Below are 22,884 nucleotides of genomic sequence, written 5' to 3'. Positions count from 1 at the left end.
CTTTGTCTGTAGTGGTCAACTAATCCCGGACACGACGTTAAGTTTTTTCTCGGCCTGAGCCGGCGTTAGCCCGCCATTAAATTGATGAGGCCGTATCCAGTTGTAGCGATGCATCAAATAATGACTGATGTCTCGTTGTGCCTGCTGAACCGACATATAACCCACTGAAGGTATCCACTCGGTTTTCAAGCTGCGAAATACTCGCTCCATCGGCGAGTTGTCGTAGCAATTGCCCCGGCGACTCATGCTCTGGCTGATGCGGTACCGCCACAGACGCTGACGGAAGTGGCGACTTCCATATTGCGATCCCTGATCCGAATGAAACAGCAGCCCTTGAGGCTTCCCGCGTTGCTCATAGGCCATATCCAGTGCTTTGGTGACCAAGTCAGCATCCGGGTTTCCTGATAACGCCCAGCCCACTATCCGGCGAGCATAGAGATCCATAACCACGGCCAGGTAGTGCCATTTCCCTTGCGCCCAGATGTAGGTGATGTCACCGCACCAAACCTTGTTTGGCTCGGGAACATCGAATTTACGATTCAGTGTATTTGGAATGTCAGGCCGCTCGACCGTTGCTTTTTTGTAGGCATGCGAGCCAGGCTGCTTGCTGATCAACCCCAGTTCCCGCATCAAGCCTCGCACCTTGAAACGCCCGATCTGCTCGCCATCATCCTGCATCATCGACACGATACTTCGGCTGCCAGCAGCGTTTCGGCTCTGGGTGAACAGTTCGTTGACTCGACTGCGTAATCGAATTCTCTCAACGCCCGGAGAACGCCGCCTGAGGTGATGGGCGTAGTAAGTCGAACGGGTGATTTCGAACACCTCGCACAAGCAGTCAACAGGTTCATGGGCGCTTAGCTGATGGATCAGTGCGAACGCTCGAGATCTTCCGACATCAAGAGCGCGGTAGCCTTTTTTAATATCGATTTCTCTCGTTCAAGACGGGCGATTCGGGCTTCCAGTTCCTGGATCTTTTGCTGCTCTGGGGTGAGCGCCTTGCTCTGCGGGGTGACGCCTGTGCGTTCCTGCAGAAGCTGACTGACCCAACGGCGCAGGGCCGACTCGCCAATGCCGAGTGAACGACTGGCTTCGATGCAGCTGTAATTTTGTTTGAGTACGAGGTCAGCAGCCTCGCGTTTGAATTCAGCGGAAAAGACACGACGTTGCTTGGTCATCTGACACCTCGATATGGCGAGCATTCTCGCCTAAATGAGTGTCCGGTTTCATTAGACCACTACAGTCACGACGGGGGTGGAAGGCAGAGCGTCCTCCTTCTTTTGCGTCACGATGTGCGTCCAATCCGCTTCGTCTTCGGAGCCTTCATCATGCTGGCGCTTGCGCTCTTCAAGCGCCTCGACTGAGCGTTTCACGTGATCTCGCGCGTCGTCGATCAAAGCCGTGGCGTCCGCGTCGACACCAATCGTCTCAATGCGATCAAGCACGCCGAGAAGCTTTTTAAAGTGGCTGTCAGGCTCTTCGTCCAAGTCAGCGTCGGCGGCGATCTCATCGATCCTCTCTTCGAGCGACGGCAGCACAGTTGTCCGCAGCGCCAAGCCCACACCGATAAGCCTTAGCGGCGGTATGACCGCTAGCATCTGTGGCTCGTCGAAGAAGGAGGCGTCGAGACCGTTGAGCACGGCAGATTCCAGCCTGTCTGCTACCTCAGAGCGCAGATCGTTAGGCAAGACGCTGAGGTGATGAGCACGTGCATAGGTGGCGATCCGGGGATCGTTGCTAGCTAGATCAGATTGCCAGCAGGACCGTCGAAGTAGATTGGGAAATTGCTCGACGGCTTTGACGAACACGGCCTCGCTCGAACGATAGGAGAGGAAGTGGAACAGCATCCAATTGCGGTGCAATTCGTCGGGCGTGCGGCCAAGTCGTGCGACCAGAGCGTCGTCGAGGGTTGTCTGGATGACAAGCGCATCTCGAATGAGCGGCGAGCCCTCGCACGTGAAGCTGCTGAGAATGGTGTCGATAGTTGCGCCTCGTATGAGCGCCGCCATCATATGGGGTTTCTGGCGCAGAATCTCCGTTAGGGCGTCGGAGATCGTCGGATGGGCGAAGGTCCATTTTGATCCGGAAAGCTTCAGGAACGAGCCCTTCAGCTCAGCGAAACAATCCTGAATCTTAGTGAGAGTGTACCCAGTCAGCTCGGCGACCGCCTGTGCGGCCGAAGCGTCATGATCGCTAGGATCGAATCCGGCCTGATGGACATACACGAGGATGAGCGCGGCCTGCAGCTGATCATCTAAGGCGTTGACGGTATCAATCAGATGCTCTGTCGGCTCCTCCATAAAGCGTACGAGTGAGCTTTCGCGAGGTGCTAGGCCCTTGGTGAAGTTGGGGTCCCCGAGACGTTCGGCGATCCCTGGGAGAAAATCGCGAACCGCAGCGACAGCGGTTAGATGCGGTTTGATGCTCGATCGCCAGCTCTGGCTCTGCTCACCGAAATTCACATGATTATAGAGAATCTGCGTCTTCTCTTCGAACGTCAACTCGCCTACATCCACCACCGCGCTGCCATCTGCGAATTGGGCAAGGTTCCGCTGCCCGAGCCGGCGCCGCGCCGCTTCATAGATATGTTTTCGGGAAGTTAGAAGAAATCGATTGCCATGTTTGATTGCGGCCCGCAGCTTGGAGAAGGCAGACGTCCAATCCTGCACATAGTCGTCGCGTAGCACATTGGAGCCGAAGGCATCGTCGATCCAGAAGAAGCGTCCCGGATCATTAGGATTCCAACCTGCCTCAAAGTCGCGCGGGCTGGTCAAAGCAAGTACGGTGTTGTCTGGATTTTCCGACGCTATGGTAGACACGATGGCGCCAATCGCCGATTTACCGCTAGAGGGATTACCGAGTAGCAACACTACGCCGTGCTCAGAGATCGCGTTGACCGCATCGCGATGAGCCTGGGTAGGCACATAGGTGCGAAGCTTTGGAATCCAGCTGTCAAGCAACGCCCGGCTCTGCTCGCTGAGCCGTTCATCTACGATCGAGGTGAGGTCGCCTAGGCCGTAGACCTGCGGAACGAGGGCCCGGAGGCGCGCGCTGCTCCTGATAACACGGACGATATACTGGCGACCAAGAATGTGCGGCTTACGCACGCCAAGCGCGCGGAGTTTGGCACGCATTGCGGCTGCGATGGGCGCATCTACGCTCATGTTCGTCATGAAGACGTAGGTTTCTGCTTGGCCGGCTTTGACCAGTTCCTCGACATGAGCGATCTCGGCGGTGAGATCACTGAGCTTCAACGCCTTTGCGGCATCGGACGTATGCTTGCATTGCACGGTTCCGATCAACAGGGCGTCGTTTTCTGCAGAAATGAGGAAGACCGCGTCCTGACCGCCGTCTTGAGCTTCGCGGAAGATTTCCACGGGCCGGCCGAGCACGACCTCGCATACCTGCGAGCATAGATCCTGAAACGCGCGCCAGCCGATGGTATGAAGCGCTAGATCGCTCCAAGGGCCGTTTGCTCTACGTTCGGGCAGCACAGAAGCCTCGATTAGCACACCTTAGTCCTTCGTGCAGTGGCAACAACACGTAGAACGCCGACCGGCGTAGGATGGATTTCCGCGTCTGAGACGTCCCAATTTGCATCCAAATCAAGACGGTATTTGTCGAAGCAGCGCTTTGCCACCTCTCTAGCTGACGGCAGACTATTAGGAGGATCCATGGAAAGCCCAGCGCCGCAGACCACTAAAAGGCTGCCGGCGTTCATAGAGGCTAGTAGTCGAGTGATTGTCTCAGGCGTCAAGCAACCCCCCACAGAGAAATATCTCGCCTACCTGATTCAGCTGCGATTTTGTCGATCCTGTTGATCGCATTAGTAGCACTCACCGTTGTTCCTCACTTTGGCTTTCTCAAAGCTCTTCTTGACCTGATCAATGATCGAAGGAGTCATGCCGCAGCGCTTCATTCCTTGGTCTCCTCAAATCTATCCTGTCCGACCTTGATCGCATAGCCTGACTTCAGACTGCCAATCAGCAGATACCCGCTGCGCGCTCAGAAAATCCGTTGAAGGTCGCCCGATTTGCGGCATGTAAATGTGTACTTAAAAACCGTGACTGGAGATAGATTCCAGTGGAATCCAGAAAACGAAAAAAGCGGCTAAAGACCGCTATTCCGTGGCTTCCAGGCGTTCAGAGGGCCTTAGTGGAAGCAAATATGGCGCAGCGGACGAGACTCGAACACAAATACGCCTCTCAGATGGCAGCGCTACCAAGATCCATGATATCCGTGGGAGTAAATGTGGGAGTAATTTTGTAGGCATGAAAAAGCCCAACCTTTTCAGATTGGGCTAAGTCATTGAATAATATGGTCGGGACGGAGTGATTCGAACACTCGACCCCTAGCACCCCATGCTAGTGCGCTACCGGACTGCGCTACGCCCCGACTAGGCGTGTTACTGGGGTCGCTTCGCAACGAAGCGATCAGGAATATACCGCAAGCTTTTGAAATGTGGAAGTATTTTAAAAGCCGGAATTATTTCTTTAAAACCACCAGCACATCTTCCAGTTCGGAGATCATCTGGCGGATCATTTGCTTGTATTGGGTGGTGTCGTCTTTGGCTTCATCACCGGACATACGCTGGCGCGCACCACTGATGGTAAACCCCTGGTCGTACAGCAACGCGCGGATCTGTCGGATCATCAGCACATCCTGGCGCTGATAATACCGACGGTTCCCAGTGCGTTTGACGGGGTTGAGTTGAGGAAACTCCTGCTCCCAATAGCGCAGCACGTGCGGCTTTACCGCACAAAGCTCGCTGACTTCACCAATGGTGAAGTAGCGTTTGCCAGGGATGACGGGCAGTTCGTCGTTATGACTTGGTTCCAGCATAAGCCTCAACTCGGGCCTTCAACTTCTGCCCTGGACGAAAGGTGACCACACGGCGAGCCGTGATCGGGATTTCTTCTCCCGTTTTTGGATTGCGGCCAGGCCGCTGGCGTTTGTCCCGCAGGTCAAAATTGCCGAAACCGGACAATTTGACCTGTTCGTTGTCTTCAAGAGCGTGCCTGATTTCTTCAAAGAAGAGCTCGACCAATTCCTTGGCCTCGCGCTTGTTCAGGCCCAGCTCTTCATACAGACGTTCCGCCATCTCAGCTTTCGTCAAAGCCCCCATACGTCACTTCCTTAACGTGGCGTTCAACCTTTGTTCGAGCGAGGTGAGGATATTTTGCGTCGTGGTATTCACCTCATCGTCATTAAGAGTGCGCGATGGATGCTGCCAGGTCAAGCCAACTGCAAGGCTTTTTCTATGCGGATCAATGCCTTTACCCTGATAAACGTCAAATAGCCTGAGGTCTGTCAGCCATTCCCCTGCATTTTCACGGATTACGTCCAAAACAGCACTGGCCGCAATACCTTGATCGGCGATCAGCGCCAAGTCACGTCGTACTTCAGGGAAACGCGACAACTCGCTGAATTTAGGCATTTTGCCTGAGGCGACTTCAGCCAAGACTAGCTCAAAAACGAAGACTGGACGGTCCAGCCCCAGGGTTTTCGACAGTTCTGGGTGAATTGCACCCACGAAGCCCACCAGGCGACCTTCACGTTCGATACGGGCTGTCTGGCCCGGGTGCAACGCCGGGTGGCTGCCCGGGGTGAACGTGAAGGCATCCAGTGCACCGGCAAAACCCAGAACCGCTTCCACATCAGCCTTGACGTCGAAGAAGTCGACGGTGTCGCGACCTTGCGCCCAGCCTTCCGGCAGACGGCTGCCACAGACTACGCCAGCCAGCATCGGCTCTTGCTTCAGGCCATCGAGTTGGCCAACAAAACGCAGGCCGCTTTCGAACATGCGCACGCGGTCTTGCTGGCGGTTCAGGTTGTGGGACAGCGCTTTAACCAGGCCCGGCCACAGCGACGAGCGCATGGCGGCCATGTCGTTGGAAATCGGGTTGGCCAACAACAGCGGTTCGACACCCGGGTTGAACAGTTCGAATTGCTTTGGATCGATGAAGCTGTAGGTCACCGCTTCCTGATAACCACGAGCTACCAGCAGCCGGCGCAGTTCCGGGAGGTGCGCACGGGCTTCGGCCTTCGGTTGGGGCGCCAGGCGCGCTTGCGGGTAACGAACCGGCAGGCGGTTGTAGCCGTACAGGCGGGCCAGTTCTTCGATCAGGTCGACTTCCAGGCTGATATCGAAACGATGGCTTGGCACTTCGACGTGCCACTGCCCTGCTTCACCCGCGCAGATACCGAGGCCGAGTGCCGACAGCAGGCGCTCGATTTCTACCGGGTCAATCACCAAGCCGAGCATTTGCTCAACGGCCCTGGCGCGCAGGATGATCGGTGAAACCGACGGCAGGTGCTGCTCGCTGACGGTTTCGATGATCGGGCCGGCTTCGCCGCCAGTGATTTCCAGCAGCAGGCCAGTGGCGCGCTCCATGGCTTCACGGGCCAGTTGCCAGTCCACGCCACGCTCGTAGCGGTGCGAGGCATCGGTGTGCAGGCCGTAGGAACGGGCCTTGCCGGCGATGGCGATCTGATCGAAGAACGCGCTTTCGAGGAATATGTCACGAGTGGTTGCGGACACGCCGCTGTGCTCGCCCCCCATCACGCCGGCAATCGCCAGGGCGCGGGAATGGTCAGCGATCACCAGGGTGTCGGCACGCAGGCTGACTTCCTGGCCGTCGAGCAGCACCAACTTCTCGCCTTCCTCGGCCATGCGAACGCGGATGCCGCCGTTGATTTCGGCGAGATCGAATGCGTGCAGCGGCTGGCCCAGCTCCAGCATCACGTAGTTGGTGATGTCGACGGCAGCATCGATGCTGCGCACTTCGGAACGGCGCAGACGCTCAACCATCCACAGTGGGGTTGGCTTGGACAGGTCGACGTTACGGATCACGCGCCCCAGGTAACGTGGGCAGGCGTTGGGTGCCAGCACTTCGATGGAACGCACTTCGTCGTGCACCGCAGGAACGGCAGCAACCACTGGGCGGGTGACGGGCGCGGCGTACAGCGCGCCGACTTCACGCGCCAGGCCAGCGAGGGACAGGCAGTCGCCGCGGTTAGGGGTCAGGTCGACCTCGATGCTGGCGTCTTCCAGTTCCAGGTAAACACGGATGTCCTGGCCCACTGGCGCGTCGGCCGGTAGTTCCATCAGGCCATCGTTGCCTTCACCCACTTGCAGCTCTGCCTGGGAGCACAGCATGCCGTTGGACTCGACACCGCGCAGCTTGGCCTTCTTGATCTTGAAGTCGCCCGGCAGTTCGGCACCAATCATGGCGAACGGGATTTTCAGGCCCGGGCGCACGTTTGGCGCGCCGCACACGACCTGGAAGGTTTGCGCGCCATTACTGACCTGGCACACACGCAATTTGTCGGCGTCCGGGTGTTGCTCGGTGCTCAACACCTCGCCCACTACCACGCCGCTGAAAACACCGGCGGCCGGCGTAACGCTATCGACCTCAAGGCCGGCCATCGACAGACGGGCAACCAGCTCGTCGCGACTTACCTGCGGGCTTACCCAGCCACGCAGCCATTGTTCACTGAATTTCATCCTGCTCTCCTAAAGATCCGTTACGACTAGCGAAATTGCGCGAGGAACCGCAAGTCGTTGTCGAAGAACAGACGCAAGTCGTTCACGCCGTAACGCAGCATGGCCAGACGCTCAACGCCCATGCCGAAGGCAAAGCCCGAGAATTCTTCCGGGTCGATCCCGGACATACGCAGCACGTTGGGGTGAACCATGCCGCAACCCATCACTTCCAGCCAGCCGGTCTGTTTGCAGACGCGGCAGCCTTTACCGCTGCACATCACGCATTCCATGTCGACTTCAGCGGACGGCTCGGTGAACGGGAAGAACGAGGGACGAAAACGCACCGCCAGCTCTTTCTCGAAGAACACCCGCAGGAACTCTTCGATGGTGCCTTTGAGGTCGGCGAAGTTGATGTCGCGATCAACCAGCAGGCCTTCGACCTGGTGGAACATCGGCGAGTGGGTGATATCGGAGTCGCTGCGGTACACACGGCCTGGGCAGACGATGCGGATAGGCGGCTTCTGCGATTCCATGGTGCGGACCTGTACCGGAGAGGTATGGGTGCGCAGCAGCATGTTCGCATTGAAATAGAAGGTGTCATGCATCGACCGGGCCGGGTGATGGCCTGGGATGTTGAGCGCCTCGAAGTTGTGATAGTCGTCTTCGACCTCAGGGCCTTCGGCAATGCCGTAGCCAATGTGGGTGAAGAACTGCTCGATACGTTCCAGAGTCCGGGTAATCGGATGCAGGCCGCCCGAGGTCTGGCCACGGCCAGGCAGGGTCACGTCAATGGACTCGGCGGCGAGCTTGGCCGCAAGATCGGCCTCCTCGAGCGACGCCTTGCGCGCATTGAGAACCTCTGTAACACGCTCCTTGGCCACGTTGATCAGCGCACCGACTTGCGGACGCTCTTCAGCCGGCAAATTCCCCAGGGTCTTCATCACCTGAGTCAATTCACCCTTTTTGCCAAGGTAGTGAACCCGGATTTGCTCCAGGGCATTGATATCTTCTGCGCTTTGCACAGCCTCTAGTGCTTGAGAGACCAGCGCATCCAGGTTTTCCATGTACAGACTCCAGATACAAAATAGGGGAAGAGCTTGAAGGCTCTTCCCCTATTTAAGACGTTTAACACCGTGGGCCGCGGAAGCGACCCACGGTGACTGTCGGGGGTACTTAAGCCAAGGTGGCTTTAGCTTTCTCGACAATCGCAGCAAACGCCGCTTTTTCGTTCACTGCCAGATCAGCCAGAACCTTACGGTCGATCTCGATGGACGCTTTTTTCAGGCCAGCGATGAAACGGCTGTAGGACAGACCGTTAACACGTGCACCAGCGTTGATACGAGCGATCCACAGAGCGCGGAACTGACGTTTTTTCTGACGACGGTCACGGTAGGCGTATTGGCCAGCCTTGATAACCGCTTGCTTGGCAACACGGAATACGCGTGAACGCGCGCCGTAGTAGCCTTTAGCAAGTTTCAGAATTTTCTTGTGGCGCTTACGCGCCATGACGCCACGCTTTACACGAGCCATGAGTTACTTCCTCTATTCTTGACTAAAATTAACGAAGGCGCAGCATGCGCTCGACTTTTGCAACGTCAGACGGATGCAGCAAGCTGCTACCGCGCAGTTGACGCTTACGCTTGGTCGACATTTTAGTCAGGATGTGGCTCTTGAAAGCGTGCTTGTGCTTGATACCGTTAGCAGTTTTCAGAAACCGCTTAGCAGCACCACTTTTAGTTTTCATCTTTGGCATGTTCGGTACTCCGCATTCAGTTGATAAACATAATCAGAAGGCCTGCCGTGCCCTATTGATTACTTCTTCTTTTTCGGGGCGATGACCATAATAAGCTGGCGTCCTTCCATCTTAGGATGCTGTTCGACCGAACCGTACTCGAGCAGGTCACCTTCAACCCGCTTGAGGAGTTCCATCCCCAGCTCCTGGTGGGCCATCTCACGGCCGCGGAATCGCAAGGATACCTTGGCCCTGTCCCCATCACTCAGGAAACGTACCAGGTTGCGCAGTTTTACCTGGTAATCCCCTTCCTCCGTCCCTGGACGAAACTTGATTTCTTTTACTTGAATCTGCTTCTGGTTCTTCTTCGCCGCGGCAATCTGCTTCTTCTTTTCGAAGATCGACTTGCCGTAGTCCATCACCCGGCAAACGGGCGGGATTGCATCGGCGGAGATTTCCACCAGGTCCAATTTGGACTCTTCAGCAATACGAAGCGCTTCATCAATCGAGACGATGCCAATCTGCTCGCCGTCAGCGCCAATTAACCGAACCTCGCGTGCCGAGATATTCTCGTTGATCGGGGCTTTCGGTGCAGCTCGTTTATCTTGTCTCATTTCACGCTTAATAATAATTACTCCGAATCTGGGCGACCACGCCGGGAAACCGCTTGCGCGAGGAACTCAGCGAACTGGGCGACGGGCATCGAGCCCAGGTCAGCACCTTCACGAGTACGCACAGCGACAGTCTGCATCTCGACTTCCCGATCTCCGATAACCAAAAGATAGGGAACCTTGAGCAAAGTATGCTCGCGGATTTTAAAGCCGATCTTTTCATTTCTCAAGTCGGACTTGGCACGAAATCCGCTTTCATTGAGAGTTTTTTCAACTTCAGCGGCAAAATCTGCCTGTTTATCAGTGATATTCATGATCACTGCCTGGGTCGGAGCCAGCCACGCAGGGAACGCACCCTCGTAGTGCTCGATCAGGATCCCGACGAACCGCTCGAACGAACCAAGAATCGCCCGGTGCAGCATAACCGGGTGTTTACGGCTGTTATCTTCGGAGACGTATTCGGCTCCAAGACGGATCGGCAGGTTAAAATCGAGCTGCAGGGTACCACACTGCCAGACGCGACCAAGGCAATCTTTCAGCGAGAATTCGATCTTCGGACCGTAGAACGCGCCCTCGCCCGGCTGCAGGTCGTACGCAAGCCCCGCACTGTCCAGTGCTGCGGCCAGTGCAGCTTCTGCGCGATCCCACAGCTCGTCGGAGCCAACGCGTTTTTCCGGACGAGTGGACAGCTTCATCTCGACTTCGGTGAAGCCGAAATCGCGGTACACGTCCATGGTCAGCTTGATGAACGCAGCGGATTCGGCCTGCATCTGCTCTTCGGTGCAGAAGATGTGGGCGTCATCCTGAGTGAAGCCACGCACACGCATGATGCCGTGCAGTGCACCCGATGGCTCGTTACGGTGACAGGCACCGAACTCGGCCAGGCGCATCGGCAACTCGCGGTAGCTTTTCAGGCCCTGGTTGAACACCTGTACATGGCACGGGCAGTTCATCGGCTTGATGGCGTAGTCGCGGTTTTCCGACTGAGTGGTGAACATGTTGTCGGCGTAGTTGGCCCAGTGCCCGGATTTCTCCCACAGGCTGCGGTCAACGACTTGCGGCGTCTTGATCTCCAGGTAGCCGTTGTCGCGCTGAACTTTGCGCATGTACTGCTCAAGCACCTGGTACAGGGTCCAGCCGTTCGGGTGCCAGAACACCATGCCCGGCGCTTCTTCCTGGAGGTGGAACAGGTTCAGGCGCTTGCCGATCTTGCGATGGTCGCGTTTTTCGGCTTCTTCGATGCGCTGGATATAGGCCGCCAGTTGTTTCTTGTCAGCCCAGGCAGTGCCGTAGATCCGCTGCAGTTGTTCATTCTTGGCGTCACCGCGCCAGTAGGCACCGGACAGCTTCGTCAACTTGAACGACTTGAGGAAGCGCGTGTTCGGCACGTGCGGGCCACGGCACATGTCGACGTATTCTTCGTGGTAATACAGGCCCATGGCCTGCTCGTCCGGCATGTCTTCCACCAGGCGCAGCTTGTAGTCTTCGCCGCGAGCGGTAAACACGTCGATCACTTCGGCGCGCGGAGTGACTTTCTTGATGACGTCGTAATCTTTCTCGATCAGCGCGTGCATGCGCTGCTCGATGGCCGCCAGGTCGTCGGGCGTAAAAGGACGCTCGTAGGCGATGTCGTAATAGAAGCCTTCATCGATGACCGGGCCGATCACCATTTTCGCCGTCGGGTACAGCTGCTTGACCGCATGGCCAATCAGGTGCGCGCAAGAGTGGCGAATGATCTCCAGCCCCTCTTGATCCTTGGGCGTGATGATTTGCAGGCTGGCATCGGCGGTGATCAGGTCGCTGGCATCAACCAGCTTGCCGTCGACCTTGCCGGCAACGGTGGCCTTGGCCAGGCCTGCACCAATGGATGCGGCGACCTCGGCTACGGAAACCGAATGATCGAATGAACGTTGACTGCCGTCGGGAAGAGTAATAGTTGGCATGGCGCCTCCTCTCCTAGTGGTGACCCCTACCAAAGGTCACGTGGGTTGGGATGAGCCAGTACAAGATCCAACACCAGGCCGTTCAATGATGAACGCCTGCCTTACAGCGGCAGGAGCCTTTCGGCCAACCGATAATCGAACCAGAGTGACTGGAGTTAAACAAAAAGAACCTGGCAAGGCGGCAAAGGGCACACCGGAAAATAGCCAGGCGAAAGATGCTAGCACAGATGAACGGTCATGACGCCCGCTCGGCCTCAGGAAACGCAAATTCCCGGCTTTATATGGGCAAAAGTGAACTTGAACTGTACGGCGGGCCTCAAACACACCGAGAATCACCGTTCGTCCACGACTCCAGGAGCATTTAATCATGCGTTTTACCTCGACTTTCGCCCTTGCCGCATCCCTGACCCTCATTTCCCTGGGCACACACGCCGCTGCGCCTTCGAACTGGCCTGCCGGTGCGCGGGAAAGCTTCGTCAAGGATTGCAGCGCAGCTGCCAGTCAGAACGTTGATGCCAAGACAGCCAAAGACCACTGCGAATGCGGTGCCGACAAAATCAATGCCGAATTGAGTACTGCCGAGATCAAGGAACTGATGACCAATCAGAACGCGTCGCCGGAACTGAAAAACAAGGCCGTTGGCGCCATTTCGTCGTGCAAGGTCGTCAAGAAAAAGTAAGCCTGGCGCCCCGGCAGCCCCCGTAAAACACCAAAAAACGCCCCAAAAACTGCCATTTCTCACAAATTACGCAGCTTTTACGGCTTTTTTTAACAGCTGGTATTTCATGCGAAAGCCCCGTAGTTCGGGGCTTTCAGCCAACCAAGGCATGAAACACAACGCGATTGACTAGCAAACAATGCCTTGGGGGGGCTCCCAAGCCGAACATTTCGACTATGATAGCTCGGTGTGCCCAGTTGGCCTGAGCAGCACAGCACTACTGAAAATATATGTTTCTTGGAGATACACCATGTCTAATCGCCAAACCGGCACCGTTAAATGGTTCAACGATGAAAAAGGCTTCGGCTTCATCACTCCTCAAGGTGGCGGTGACGACCTGTTCGTACACTTCAAAGCTATCGAAAGCGACGGTTTCAAAAGCCTGAAAGAAGGCCAAACCGTTTCCTTCGTGGCTGAGAAAGGCCAAAAGGGTATGCAAGCTGCACAGGTTCGCGGCGAGTAATTCTCTGCTGAGCCAAAAAAACCCCGTCCATGTGACGGGGTTTTTTATGGGCGCTATAAAAGCCTTGGGCTAATCAGCCGCAATTGACCCGATTGATCACCAGGTTGTCGTCGGTGTTGAGGTTCAGGCGATCAGAACGGTATTCCAGAGTGACCATGTCATCGGGCTTGAGAATGCGTGCATTCTGCGCACCGGCGCGGCTGCGGGCCTGCTCCAGCAGTTGTGGCGAAGCCTTCTGGCCAACCGCGAATTCGGCAGCCTTTGCCTCACAGCGGCTGTGACCAGCATCGGCCGCGGCCGTGTCTTTGGCTGGCTCAGAGGTACCCGGGGTGCTGCAACCCGACAACACAAGCGCAGCCAACAAAGTACCGAATGATGCGAGCTTCCAAGGCATGAAGCCTCCTTTGAGAAAAAATGGACAGAGATCGTGCGACCGTGGTTTGGCCGATTGGTTTCAGAATTGTCACAATGGGCCATGGGCCAGTCTGCCTGACTCGACACGCGCCACAGGCGAATCAATCGTCACCAGATATGAATGCAGTCAGTAGATGTCGATGTAGTCAAACGGCGGCTTCGGCCAGTTTTGCTTGAGCGCGTTGAAAATCTGCATCACCCACACCTCATCGCTGGCTGCCACGTTGCCGACATAACCGGAACCCGCAGCCCAGGTTTCGAGGCGGAACAGCAGGCCGTCGATATCAACACCGCCCACCACGCCCGAAGAGATGTAGGCAATGCCCGCCCTGGTGACACGCAATTGGGTGTGAACGTTGTCGCTGGCAGACGCAAGCATCTGGCGAACAGCCCCCAGCGTGAGGTTATCGGGGTTGGTCAAATCAATCTGCACGCGGTTTGCCCTGGCAATTAAACAGGCGGGCAGTGTCGCACAGCCCTGCCCTCATGCCTAAGTAGCAGTGCCAAACGTCGCGCAAAATGGTTAACTCCGCACGCCAGATAACGCACCAACAGCCTTTCAGCCTCGCGAGACATCCATGACCACCGTGACGATCCATGCCGACATCAAAGCCAAGTGGCCCCATGGGCAGGGCTCCTACAGCCCCGGAAGCCCGGAAGAGTTGGCAATCATCGGTATTGATCTGCTGGTGAAGGCATTGGGCACCCAGGCCGCACAGGCATTTATCGGCCAGGTATTCGAGAAATACCCAGCCGATCACCTGGGGGCGCAAGACCCCGAACGCGAGTAAGAACCAGCCGGCGAACGCCGACCGGCAAACCGCTTTACTTCAGGCGGCCGAGGCGCTCGGTCAACAGGTCGAAGAAGCCTTGGGCATCGCCGTTTTCAACCCAGAACGCATTCTTGGGCTGTTTCAAACCGTCATACCAATCAACGATGGTCTGGCCAAAGGTTGGGCCTTCACGGCTGTCCACCACCACATTGACCTCACGGCCGCTGAACAGCGAAGGCTTGAGCAGATAGGCAATGACGGTAGCGTCATGCACCGGGCCACCCGGGATGCCGTAGTGCTCCATGTCGCCCTTGACGTATTCATTGAGAATATCGCCCACCACTTTGCTCGCGTTGTTGTTCAGTGCAGCGATTTGCTTCAGGCGCGCTTCGCTGGTCAGCACCTTGTGGGTCACGTCCAGCGGCAGGTAAGTCAGCTTGACGCCACTTTTAAGCACGATTTCGGCCGCGATTGGGTCTGCGAACAGGTTGAACTCGGCCACTGGCGTGATATTGCCACCGTTGAAGTGCGCGCCGCCCATCACCACCACTTCCTTGATGCCTTGAGTAATCTCCGGCGCCTGGGTCAATGCCAGCGCCAGGTTGGTCTGCGGGCCGAGCATGGCGAGGGTAATGCTGTGGGGCTTGGCGGTGCTGAGAGTCTTGATCAGGTAATCAACGGCGTTGCCTTCGGCCAGGCCTTTTTTCGGCTCATGCACGGTGACACCGGAGATACCTTCCTTGCCGTGGATGTTTTCGGCATAGATCGGCGTGCGCAGCATGGGTTTCGGGGCACCGGCGTATACCGGAATATCCTCGCGCCCCGCCCACTCCCGGGCCAGCCGTGCATTGCGCGAGGTCTTGTCCAGGCGCACGTTGCCAGCCACGGTGGTCAGCGCGCGGATCTGCAGCTCATCGGGCGAGGCCATGGCAAACAGCAAGGCAACTACGTCATCGGCACCCGGGTCGGTGTCGATGATCAGGTCGATTTTTTCCGCCGCGTGGGCGCTTGCAGCGGTCAGCACGGACAAAAGCAGCACACTCCGGAACAGGTGTCGCAGGGTTTGGGTACCACGTTGCATGACGCACTCCTTGTCGTTGAGAAATTCTAGAACGTTACGCCGGAGACCAGCGCAATATTGCAATAAGGCTGGCACTCGCCGGTGCGCACCACCGCCCTCGCCTTGCGGCTGAGATGTTTGAACTCTTCATGGCTGACCAGGCGGCGCTCGCCGAGGGCGGCCTGCTCGGTCAGGGTGTTGAGGTCCGTCAGGGCCGGCGGTTGCTTGAGCAGGATTTCTTCCGCGAGCACGTGGCTTTCCACCTGCATTTCGCTGAGCACGATGCGCAAGGTGCTGACGAAATCCGGGATGCCTTTGGTCAGTGCCAAGTCGATCAGTTCGACGCCCGGCGGCACCGGCAGGCCGGCATCACCGATCACCAGAATGTCGCCATGGCCGAGGGACGCGATCAGCCGCGACAGCGCAATATTGAGCAGAGGAGTCTTTTTCATGAGAGCACAAAACCTTGGACGTCGTGCGATGTGGGAATAGAGGGTTGTGCACCGGCGCGGGTCACCGACAATGCGGCCGCCACCTGGCCAAAACGAATGGCTTCAGCCTCGCTCTTGCCGTTGGCCAGCGCCGCCGCAAAACCACCTACGAAGGTGTCGCCGGCAGCCGTGGTATCGATCGCCTTGACCTTGGGCGCCACCAGGTGCTCAAAGCCTTTGCCATCGGCAAACAACGCGCCCTCGGAACCCAGGGTAATGATTACTTTGCCGGCGCCGGCCTTGATCAACCGCGTTGCGGCGACCTTGGCGCTGTCCAGGGAGTCGACCACCACGCCGCTCAAGGCCGAGGCCTCGCTTTCGTTGGGGATCAGGTAATCGATGGCGGCGTACCAATCTGCAGGCAGCGGGCCACTGGCCGGTGCCGGATTCAGGATCACTGTCTTGCCCAGTTCGCGACCGCGCTTGAGGGCATGCCCCACTGTGTCCATCGGTGTTTCAAGCTGGCAGACGATGACGTCGGCGGCCTGCAGCACACTGTCAAATGTCTGCAGCTTGGCTGGCGTGAGCTCGCCATTGCCGCCGGCGACGATCACGATCGCATTCTGGCTGCTGTCATCCACCACAATCAGCGCCACGCCACTGGAACCGTCGACGCTGCTGACGGCCTGGCAGTCAATCCCCTCCACCAACAGCGCATCGCGCAATTGCGCGCCATAGGCATCCGTGCCCACGCAGCCGACCATTGCCACCTGCGCACCCAGCCGCGCCGAAGCGACCGCCTGGTTCGCGCCCTTGCCGCCCGGGACGGTGGAAAACGATTGGCCGATCAGGGTTTCACCGGCGCGGGGCAGCCGGCTGGCCCGGGTGACCAGGTCCATGTTCAGGCTGCCTATTACCACTACTTTTGCTGGCATACATCAGTACTCATCAATTCGGTTCAGCGGTATTGGGCAAACACGCCGGCCAACGGCGCCGTCGACTCGCGCAAGACAATACTCGGCGTCACGATGCGTTGATCGATCGGCAATTGGGGTGTCGCAATTCGTCGCAATAAAAGCTCGGCCGCCATCTCTCCCAACTGCAGGATCGACTGGCCCACCGTGGTCAGCGCCGGGTACACGTACTGGCTCATCTGGATATCATCAAACCCGATCACCGACAGCTCGCCGGGCACCCGGATATTGCGCTCGGCAGCCGCGCGCAATACACCGAAACCGATCATGTCGTTGCCGGCAAAAATCGCGCTGGGCGGGTTATCCGCCAGCAATTGGGCGGCAGCAGCGTAACCACCGGTGCTGGTGAAATCACTTTCCAGCACACGGCCCGCAAGGGCTTCAAGGCCCGCCTCGGCCAGGGCGCGGTAATAACCCGCCATACGCATCTGCGCGACTCGGGTATGGCCCGGACCACCAATGCAGGCTATGTCGCGGTGCCCCAGGTCCAGCAAGTGTCGGGTCGCCAGGTAGGCGCCCTGTTCGTGGTCGATACGCACCAGGTCCACATCGATCCCGTCCAGCGCACGGTCGACGATGACCATGGGCGTGCGCACCGCTTTGAGGCCCGTCGCCAGGCCGCTGTCGTCGCCGCCTACCGAGGTCACGATCAACCCGTCTATACGTTTTTCCAGCAGCACCCTCAGGTAGCTGCGCTGCTTTTCGGCATTATCGTCGGAGTTGCAGAGGATCACGCAATAGCCGTTCCGTTCGCAGTAATCCTCGATGCCCCGGGCCAATTCCGCAAAATACGGGTTGAGGCTGTTGGGCACCAGCAGGCCGATGGTCGCCGTGGTCTTGGCCTTCAGCGATCGCGCGACCGCACTGGGCACGTAGTCGAGCTGCTTGATGGCAGCCTCGACCTTGATCCGTACGTGCTCACTGACCGGGCGCGTCTTGTTTACCACATGGGACACGGTGGTGTAGGAAATCCCTGCAAGCGCGGCCACATCCTTGATCGTTGCCATGGCTCAGGCTCGCCGACTGGCGCGCTGGCTGCGGTAAGTATCCAGCACCACCGCGATCACGATCACGGCACCGGTGATGATACGTTTGGTCGGTTCGGTGGCGCCAATTTGCGCCAGCCCTGCCGCCAGTACCGAGATAATCAGCACGCCGAAGAAGGTACTGATCACCGAGCCACGCCCGCCCATCAGGCTGGTGCCGCCGATTACCACCGCAGCGATGACTTGCAGCTCAAGGCCGGAACCGGCGTTTGGATCCGCCGCTTCAAGGCGCGAAATCTGAAACAGTGCCGCCACGCCGGCCAACAGGCCCATCAGGCTGAACACCAGGATTTTGTACGGCTTGGGATTGATCCCAGCGAGGCGCACGGCCTCCTCGTTGGTGCCGATGCCGATCAGGTAGCGACCAAACACAGTACGCGTCAACACCAGTTGCGCGGCGATGATCACCAGCAACGCAATGATGAACGAAGGTGAGATGCCGAAGGCCACCGGGTTGGACAACCAGGCAAATGAATCACCGATGTAGGCGGTGCGCGAGCCGGTCATCTGGTACGCCACGCCGCGGGCCATTTCCAGCACGCCGAGTGACACGATGAACGACGGGATGCGCCACGCCACCGTAATAGAGCCGGTAATGGTCCCGGCCAACGCCGCGCAGCCCATGCCCAGTATGGCGGCCGGTAACACACTCCAGCCCCAGCCGAGAATCGCCACGCTGACGGCCGAAGCGGCCAGCGCCAACACGGAACCTACCGACAAGTCGATGCCACCGATGATCAGCACGAAGGTCATGCCAACCGCCAACACCATCAGGTCGGGAATCTGGTTGGCCAGGGTGCTGAAGGTGTCGTACGAGAGGAAGTGGTCGCTCAGGAACGAGAACAACGCAATCATCGCCAGCAAGGCACCGGCCAGGCCCAGGTAGGTGCCCAGGCCATAGAAGTTGCCGCCACGTTTTGCGGGAGAGGAAGTGGTTTTCATGGGGTATTCCTAGGCGCTGCGTCGTTGAGCAGCGCATCACGTTTCTGATAGCCGGCAAATGCGGCCGCAAGCAATTCGTCCTGGGTCCAGCTGTCGCGCTCGAAGGTCTCGATCAGGCGCCCGGCGGAGAGCACGCCGATACGGTCGCAGATCAGCATCAGCTCACGCAGGTCGCTGGACACCACCACCAGCGCTTTACCCTGGCGGGTCAAGTCGCCGAGCAAGGCGTAAATATCGAATTTGGCGCCGACGTCGATTCCCCGGGTGGGCTCATCGAACAGCATCACCGCGCAATCGCGCTCCAGCCAGCGGCCGATCACCACCTTCTGCTGGTTGCCGCCCGACAACTCCGACACCAACTGCGCCGTGCTGGAACTGCGGATGCGCATGGCGTCGACCTGGCGCTTGGCCAAGGCCGTTTCGTCACGACTATTGACCAGCCCACCGCTGGAGACCTTAGGCATGTTACCCAATGCGATATTGGCGCCGATCGATTGGGTCAGCAGCAGGCCTTCGCCCTTGCGGTCCTCGGTGATCAGGGCGATGCCGTGACCTACCGCGTCGACGGGCGAACGAATGCTGACAACTTGCGCGGGTGTGCCCAGGGCCACCGTGCCGCTGTCGGCGATATCGGCGCCGAAGATCAGGCGCAACAACTCCGTACGGCCAGCCCCGATCAGGCCGGAGATGCCGTAGATTTCACCGGCACGCACTTCAAAGGACACATCGCGGACCTTGTCCGAGCGGGTCAGGCCTTTTACCGTCAACAGCGGCGCGCCAATGGTGCGCGGGCCCAGGTCGATTTTCTCGCCCAGTTCGCGGCCCACCATCAGCGTGACCAGTTGCTCACTGTTGTAATTGGCCATCGGCTCGACACACACCAGCTTGCCGTCACGCAATACCGCAATGCGCTGGGCGACACGGGCCAGTTCTTCGAGCCGGTGGGAAATATAGATGATCGACACGCCCCGGGCTTGCAGGCGGGTAATTTGTTCAAACAGCATCTCGACTTCACGGGCAGTCAACATCGCCGTGGGTTCGTCAAGGATCAGTACGTGGCAATCGCCAATCAGGTTGCGGGCGATCTCGACCATTTGTTGGTGGCCGATACCGAGGCTGCCGACCAGGGTGTCCGGGTCGATGGCGTCCAGGCCAACCTGGGCCATGGCTTCGATGGCGGCCTTGCGCAGTTGCTTGCGGCTGATCCAGCCACCGTGGCTGGGCAGGTTGTCGAGGAACAGGTTTTCGGCGACGGTCAGGGTCGGCAGCAGGTTGAGTTCCTGCATGACCATGCGGATGCCCTGCTCTTCAGCCTGGGTCCGGCTGCCCGGCGTGTAGGCCTGGCCATTGAACTGCATCTGGCCGTCGGTCGGTGTAACCAGCCCGCCGATAATCTTCGACAGGGTACTTTTACCTGCGCCATTCTCACCGGTAAGCGCCAACACTTCCCCACGATTGAGCGTCAGGGTGATGTCGGATAGAACCGGTTGGGCATAGGTCTTGCCGATACCGCTGACCGAGAGGACAGCGTTCGGTGCGGAAGATGACATAGGAACGTCTCCAGGCGTCCGCTCGGGGTGAGCGGACGCTGTTTGGTGCTGCCGGGAATTACTTCTTGAGGATGAGTTCGACCGGGGTTTCGATCATGCCATCCACGGCATCGACTTTTTCACCCTTGACCAGCTTCAGGGCGTTCTGGATACCGAAAACGGCTTGCTGGGCAGCCGCCTGGTCGGCGGTGGCCAGGACACGGCCGTCCTGCAGCATCGGCTTGATGGCCTCGATGTTGTCGTAGCCCACCACGAGCACTTTGCCGGCCTTGCCAGCGCCACGCACGGCGGAGACTGCGCCCAGGGCCATGTTGTCGTTACCGGCCAACAGTGCCTTGATGTTCGGGTTTGCCTGGAGCATTGCAGCGGCAATCGCGTTGCCCTTGTCGATTTCCCACTCACCGGACTGGGTGGAGACGATCTTCATGCCGGCGGCATCCATCGCGTCCTTGAAGCCCGCGGTACGCTGCTGGGCGTTGGTGGTGGTGGACACGCCTTCGATGATGCCAACCTGGTCACCTTTGGTGAGGTGCTTGGCCAGTTCTTCACCGACCAGACGCGCGCCCTTGCGGTTGTCGGGGCCTACGAATGGGATATCGAGTTTTTTGCTTTTCAGCACGTCCACGTCAAGACGGTTGTCGATGTTGACGATCTTGATGCCCTTATCCGAGGCTTTTTTCAGCACGGTAACCAAGGCTTTCGAGTCGGCGGGAGCAATGACAATCGCGTCAACCTTGGACAGGATCATCTGATTGACGATATCAATCTGCGCGGAGGTATCGGTTTCGTTCTTGATCCCGTTGGTGATCATGTCGAAATCAGCGGAGTGAGCCTTCTGGTATTCCTTGGCACCGTCTTGCATGGTGACGAAGAATTCGTTGGCGAGGGACTTCATGACCAGGCCGACCTTGGGTTTGGCGGCGGTCTCGGCAGCAAATACAGAGGAAAGAGGCAGGGCGGCGGATGCGGCAGCAAGCACAGCGACAGCAAGAAGACGTCCAGCAAATGGCAGCTTCATGGGTTCACTCCGATCTTATGATTATTGTGAGCAACGCTTGCACCGAAGAACGCTTCGGCAGCCATCCCACCCGGGCGACTGATACGAGCTTTCACGACACTCAAGGTGTATCCCGTGAAACATCTCGCAAACGTTTGCGTTAGGTCAAACTATGAGAAGCTTGTGGGGATTTGTCAACGGAAGAAAACAGCCTTTTGATGAATTCGCTCTACGCCCTGCCCTCGCGGCCATTGGCTGTCCTGCGTTAAACATTGGTACGGGTTGATCGTTCTCTGAAACGACAGGTCCCGGTGTGCCTGCTACGTATTACCCCATCACTTTTCCGTCATCCTTTTCGGACAACCGAACAGTACCCTTGGATTTATTCGGAAAGCCGGACGCAAAACCCAAAACCTCGGCTGAAACTCAAACAAAAACCCATATAAATCAATACGTTAAATTCTATCAAATAACAAAATACCGCTGGTACAAATCCTGCTCTTACTCAGCACCTCGTGGCGTTCAGAACTGCCCGGGTGTTTATAGATGAACCTGCATCGGCACTCATCAAAAACTAGAGAGAAGAATAATGAAATCTGCTTTGAAAACTTTCGTACCGGGCGCATTAGCCCTCCTGCTGCTGTTCCCTGTTGCCGCTCAGGCAAAAGAAGCTGAAACCAAGCAAAAACTGGCCAACGTGGTGATCCTCGCTACCGGCGGCACTATCGCCGGCGCTGGTGCCAGCGCTGCCAACAGTGCCACCTACCAGGCCGCCAAAGTCGGCATCGAACAATTGATCGCCGGTGTTCCTGAGCTTAGCCAGATCGCCAACGTTCGCGGCGAGCAAGTATTGCAAATTGCCTCTGAAAGCATCACCAACGAAAACCTGTTGCAACTGGGTCGTCGCGTCGCCGAACTGGCCGACAGCAAGGACGTCGATGGCATCGTGATCACCCACGGCACCGACACCCTGGAGGAGACCGCCTACTTCCTCAACCTGGTGGAGAAGACCGACAAGCCCATCGTCGTGGTCGGCTCGATGCGCCCGGGCACCGCGATGTCGGCTGACGGCATGCTCAACCTGTACAACGCCGTTGCCGTAGCCGGCAGCCAGGACGCCCGCGGCAAAGGCGTACTGGTGACCATGAACGACGAGATCCAGTCGGGTCGCGACGTGAGCAAGATGGTCAACATCAAGACCGAAGCGTTCAAGAGCCCCTGGGGCCCGTTGGGCATGGTCGTAGAAGGCAAATCCTACTGGTTCCGCCTGCCGGCCAAGCGCCACACCATGAACTCGGAATTCGACATCAAGACCATCAAGAGTCTGCCAGACGTCGAGATCGCCTATTCCTACGGCAACGTAAGCGACACGGCCTACAAAGCCCTGGCCCAGGCCGGCGCCAAAGCCATCATCCACGCCGGTACCGGCAATGGCTCGGTGTCTTCCAAGGTCGTGCCAGCCCTGCAGGAACTGCGCAAGCAAGGCGTACAGATCATTCGCTCTTCCCACGTGAATGCCGGCGGCTTCGTTCTGCGTAATGCGGAACAGCCTGACGACAAATACGACTGGGTGGTTGCACACGACCTGAACCCGCAGAAAGCCCGCATCCTGGCCATGGTCGCCCTGACCAAGACCCAGGACAGCAAGGAACTGCAACGGATGTTCTGGGAATATTGATCGCTCCCAGGCCCGGCCGGCAACGGTTGGGCCATCCCGCTCGTGGTACGCCACGAGCGGGTTCAA

Annotated in this window: 23 protein-coding genes and 1 tRNA gene; 4 read left to right on the top strand and 20 right to left on the bottom strand. The window is 57.9% G+C overall.

What is annotated here, in order from left to right:
• Nucleotides 1-15: 15 nt before the first annotated feature.
• From RGV33_RS11205 to thrS, 11 genes are all read right to left on the bottom strand, one after another.
• Nucleotides 16-1,178, bottom strand: a protein-coding gene (locus RGV33_RS11205; protein WP_087148787.1) for an IS3 family transposase whose coding sequence is annotated in 2 segments (ribosomal slippage) — nucleotides 16-923 and nucleotides 923-1,178 — 1,164 coding nt in all. Because the reading frame shifts where the segments join, the coding sequence is not laid out codon by codon here.
• Nucleotides 1,179-1,229: 51 nt separating this feature from the next.
• Nucleotides 1,230-3,512: a hypothetical protein gene (locus tag RGV33_RS11200; protein WP_322144315.1), complete on the bottom strand. Its 2,283-nt coding sequence runs from the start codon at nucleotides 3,510-3,512 to the stop codon at nucleotides 1,230-1,232.
• A gap of 806 nt (nucleotides 3,513-4,318) precedes the next feature.
• Nucleotides 4,319-4,395, bottom strand: a tRNA-Pro gene (locus tag RGV33_RS11195).
• Nucleotides 4,396-4,485: 90 nt separating this feature from the next.
• On the bottom strand, nucleotides 4,486-4,842 hold the full coding sequence (locus tag RGV33_RS11190; protein WP_003219935.1) for a MerR family transcriptional regulator: 357 nt from the start codon (nucleotides 4,840-4,842) through the stop codon (nucleotides 4,486-4,488).
• The gene (gene ihfA, locus RGV33_RS11185) at nucleotides 4,823-5,125 is read right to left on the bottom strand and encodes an integration host factor subunit alpha (RefSeq protein ID WP_002553164.1); all 303 of its coding nucleotides are present in this window, start codon (nucleotides 5,123-5,125) and stop codon (nucleotides 4,823-4,825) included. Before ihfA ends, RGV33_RS11190 begins: the two co-directional genes overlap by 20 nt.
• Nucleotides 5,126-5,128: 3 nt before the next feature.
• Nucleotides 5,129-7,507 carry a phenylalanine--tRNA ligase subunit beta gene (gene pheT / locus RGV33_RS11180; RefSeq protein ID WP_322144314.1) on the bottom strand — a complete coding sequence of 793 codons (2,379 nt, stop codon included), beginning with the start codon at nucleotides 7,505-7,507 and terminating at the stop codon, nucleotides 5,129-5,131.
• A 26-nt stretch (nucleotides 7,508-7,533) separates the two neighbouring features.
• Complete coding sequence (pheS, locus tag RGV33_RS11175) at nucleotides 7,534-8,550, bottom strand: phenylalanine--tRNA ligase subunit alpha (RefSeq protein WP_003219939.1); 1,017 nt, start codon at nucleotides 8,548-8,550, stop codon at nucleotides 7,534-7,536.
• Between the two features lie 109 nt (nucleotides 8,551-8,659).
• Nucleotides 8,660-9,016, bottom strand: a complete 357-nt coding sequence (rplT, locus tag RGV33_RS11170; RefSeq protein WP_003219940.1) for a 50S ribosomal protein L20 — start codon at nucleotides 9,014-9,016, stop codon at nucleotides 8,660-8,662.
• 28 nt (nucleotides 9,017-9,044) lie between these two features.
• A complete protein-coding gene (gene rpmI, locus RGV33_RS11165; protein ID WP_002553160.1) occupies nucleotides 9,045-9,239 on the bottom strand; it encodes a 50S ribosomal protein L35 in 195 nt (64 codons plus the stop codon).
• Nucleotides 9,240-9,298: 59 nt separating this feature from the next.
• Nucleotides 9,299-9,850 (bottom strand): translation initiation factor IF-3, encoded by a 552-nt coding sequence (infC, locus tag RGV33_RS11160; RefSeq protein ID WP_205900002.1) that lies wholly within the window; start codon nucleotides 9,848-9,850, stop codon nucleotides 9,299-9,301.
• The gene (thrS, locus tag RGV33_RS11155) at nucleotides 9,850-11,772 is read right to left on the bottom strand and encodes a threonine--tRNA ligase (RefSeq protein ID WP_236411112.1); all 1,923 of its coding nucleotides are present in this window, start codon (nucleotides 11,770-11,772) and stop codon (nucleotides 9,850-9,852) included. The genes infC and thrS overlap by 1 nt, the downstream gene beginning before the upstream one ends.
• Before the next feature lie 364 nt (nucleotides 11,773-12,136).
• On the opposite strand from thrS, the gene RGV33_RS11150 reads away from it, so the two are divergent.
• Both RGV33_RS11150 and RGV33_RS11145 read left to right on the top strand, forming a co-directional pair.
• Nucleotides 12,137-12,451, top strand: a complete 315-nt coding sequence (locus RGV33_RS11150; RefSeq protein WP_322148657.1) for a hypothetical protein — start codon at nucleotides 12,137-12,139, stop codon at nucleotides 12,449-12,451.
• Nucleotides 12,452-12,740: 289 nt separating this feature from the next.
• Nucleotides 12,741-12,953: a cold-shock protein gene (locus RGV33_RS11145; RefSeq protein ID WP_003234260.1), complete on the top strand. Its 213-nt coding sequence runs from the start codon at nucleotides 12,741-12,743 to the stop codon at nucleotides 12,951-12,953.
• A 73-nt stretch (nucleotides 12,954-13,026) separates the two neighbouring features.
• On the opposite strand, the gene RGV33_RS11140 is transcribed toward RGV33_RS11145, so the two are convergent.
• Nucleotides 13,027-13,347, bottom strand: a complete 321-nt coding sequence (locus tag RGV33_RS11140; RefSeq protein ID WP_322144313.1) for an I78 family peptidase inhibitor — start codon at nucleotides 13,345-13,347, stop codon at nucleotides 13,027-13,029.
• Between the two features lie 147 nt (nucleotides 13,348-13,494).
• Nucleotides 13,495-13,800, bottom strand: a complete 306-nt coding sequence (locus RGV33_RS11135) for a hypothetical protein (protein WP_322144312.1) — start codon at nucleotides 13,798-13,800, stop codon at nucleotides 13,495-13,497.
• A gap of 145 nt (nucleotides 13,801-13,945) precedes the next feature.
• Here RGV33_RS11135 and RGV33_RS11130 point away from each other — a divergent pair, with 145 nt between their 5' ends.
• Entirely contained in the window at nucleotides 13,946-14,158 is a 213-nt protein-coding gene (locus RGV33_RS11130; protein ID WP_322144311.1) for a hypothetical protein, read from the top strand.
• Between the two features lie 34 nt (nucleotides 14,159-14,192).
• Here the strand turns inward: RGV33_RS11130 and RGV33_RS11125 are convergent, their stop codons facing one another.
• From RGV33_RS11125 to RGV33_RS11095, 7 genes are read right to left on the bottom strand one after another with little or no spacing between them, the layout of a single operon-like run.
• Complete coding sequence (locus RGV33_RS11125) at nucleotides 14,193-15,221, bottom strand: nucleoside hydrolase (RefSeq protein WP_322144310.1); 1,029 nt, start codon at nucleotides 15,219-15,221, stop codon at nucleotides 14,193-14,195.
• Between the two features lie 26 nt (nucleotides 15,222-15,247).
• Entirely contained in the window at nucleotides 15,248-15,652 is a 405-nt protein-coding gene (gene rbsD, locus RGV33_RS11120) for a D-ribose pyranase (protein ID WP_322144309.1), read from the bottom strand.
• Complete coding sequence (rbsK, locus tag RGV33_RS11115; protein WP_322144308.1) at nucleotides 15,649-16,566, bottom strand: ribokinase; 918 nt, start codon at nucleotides 16,564-16,566, stop codon at nucleotides 15,649-15,651. Before rbsK ends, rbsD begins: the two co-directional genes overlap by 4 nt.
• A 23-nt stretch (nucleotides 16,567-16,589) precedes the next feature.
• On the bottom strand, nucleotides 16,590-17,612 hold the full coding sequence (locus RGV33_RS11110; RefSeq protein ID WP_322144307.1) for a LacI family DNA-binding transcriptional regulator: 1,023 nt from the start codon (nucleotides 17,610-17,612) through the stop codon (nucleotides 16,590-16,592).
• Nucleotides 17,613-17,615: 3 nt separating this feature from the next.
• Entirely contained in the window at nucleotides 17,616-18,593 is a 978-nt protein-coding gene (locus RGV33_RS11105) for an ABC transporter permease (RefSeq protein WP_076014612.1), read from the bottom strand.
• Complete coding sequence (locus tag RGV33_RS11100; protein WP_322144306.1) at nucleotides 18,590-20,143, bottom strand: sugar ABC transporter ATP-binding protein; 1,554 nt, start codon at nucleotides 20,141-20,143, stop codon at nucleotides 18,590-18,592. The genes RGV33_RS11105 and RGV33_RS11100 overlap by 4 nt, the downstream gene beginning before the upstream one ends.
• A 58-nt stretch (nucleotides 20,144-20,201) precedes the next feature.
• Complete coding sequence (locus tag RGV33_RS11095; RefSeq protein WP_322144305.1) at nucleotides 20,202-21,161, bottom strand: sugar ABC transporter substrate-binding protein; 960 nt, start codon at nucleotides 21,159-21,161, stop codon at nucleotides 20,202-20,204.
• A gap of 568 nt (nucleotides 21,162-21,729) precedes the next feature.
• Between RGV33_RS11095 and RGV33_RS11090 the strand changes: the two genes are divergently transcribed.
• Nucleotides 21,730-22,818, top strand: a complete 1,089-nt coding sequence (locus RGV33_RS11090) for an asparaginase (RefSeq protein WP_322144304.1) — start codon at nucleotides 21,730-21,732, stop codon at nucleotides 22,816-22,818.
• Nucleotides 22,819-22,884: the final 66 nt, after the last annotated feature.

The organism is Pseudomonas sp. Bout1, assembly GCF_034314165.1.
Classification (GTDB): Bacteria; Pseudomonadota; Gammaproteobacteria; order Pseudomonadales; family Pseudomonadaceae; genus Aquipseudomonas.
The sequence above is the reverse complement of the archived record's forward strand: the minus strand, read 5'-3'. Positions and strand labels throughout refer to the sequence as shown.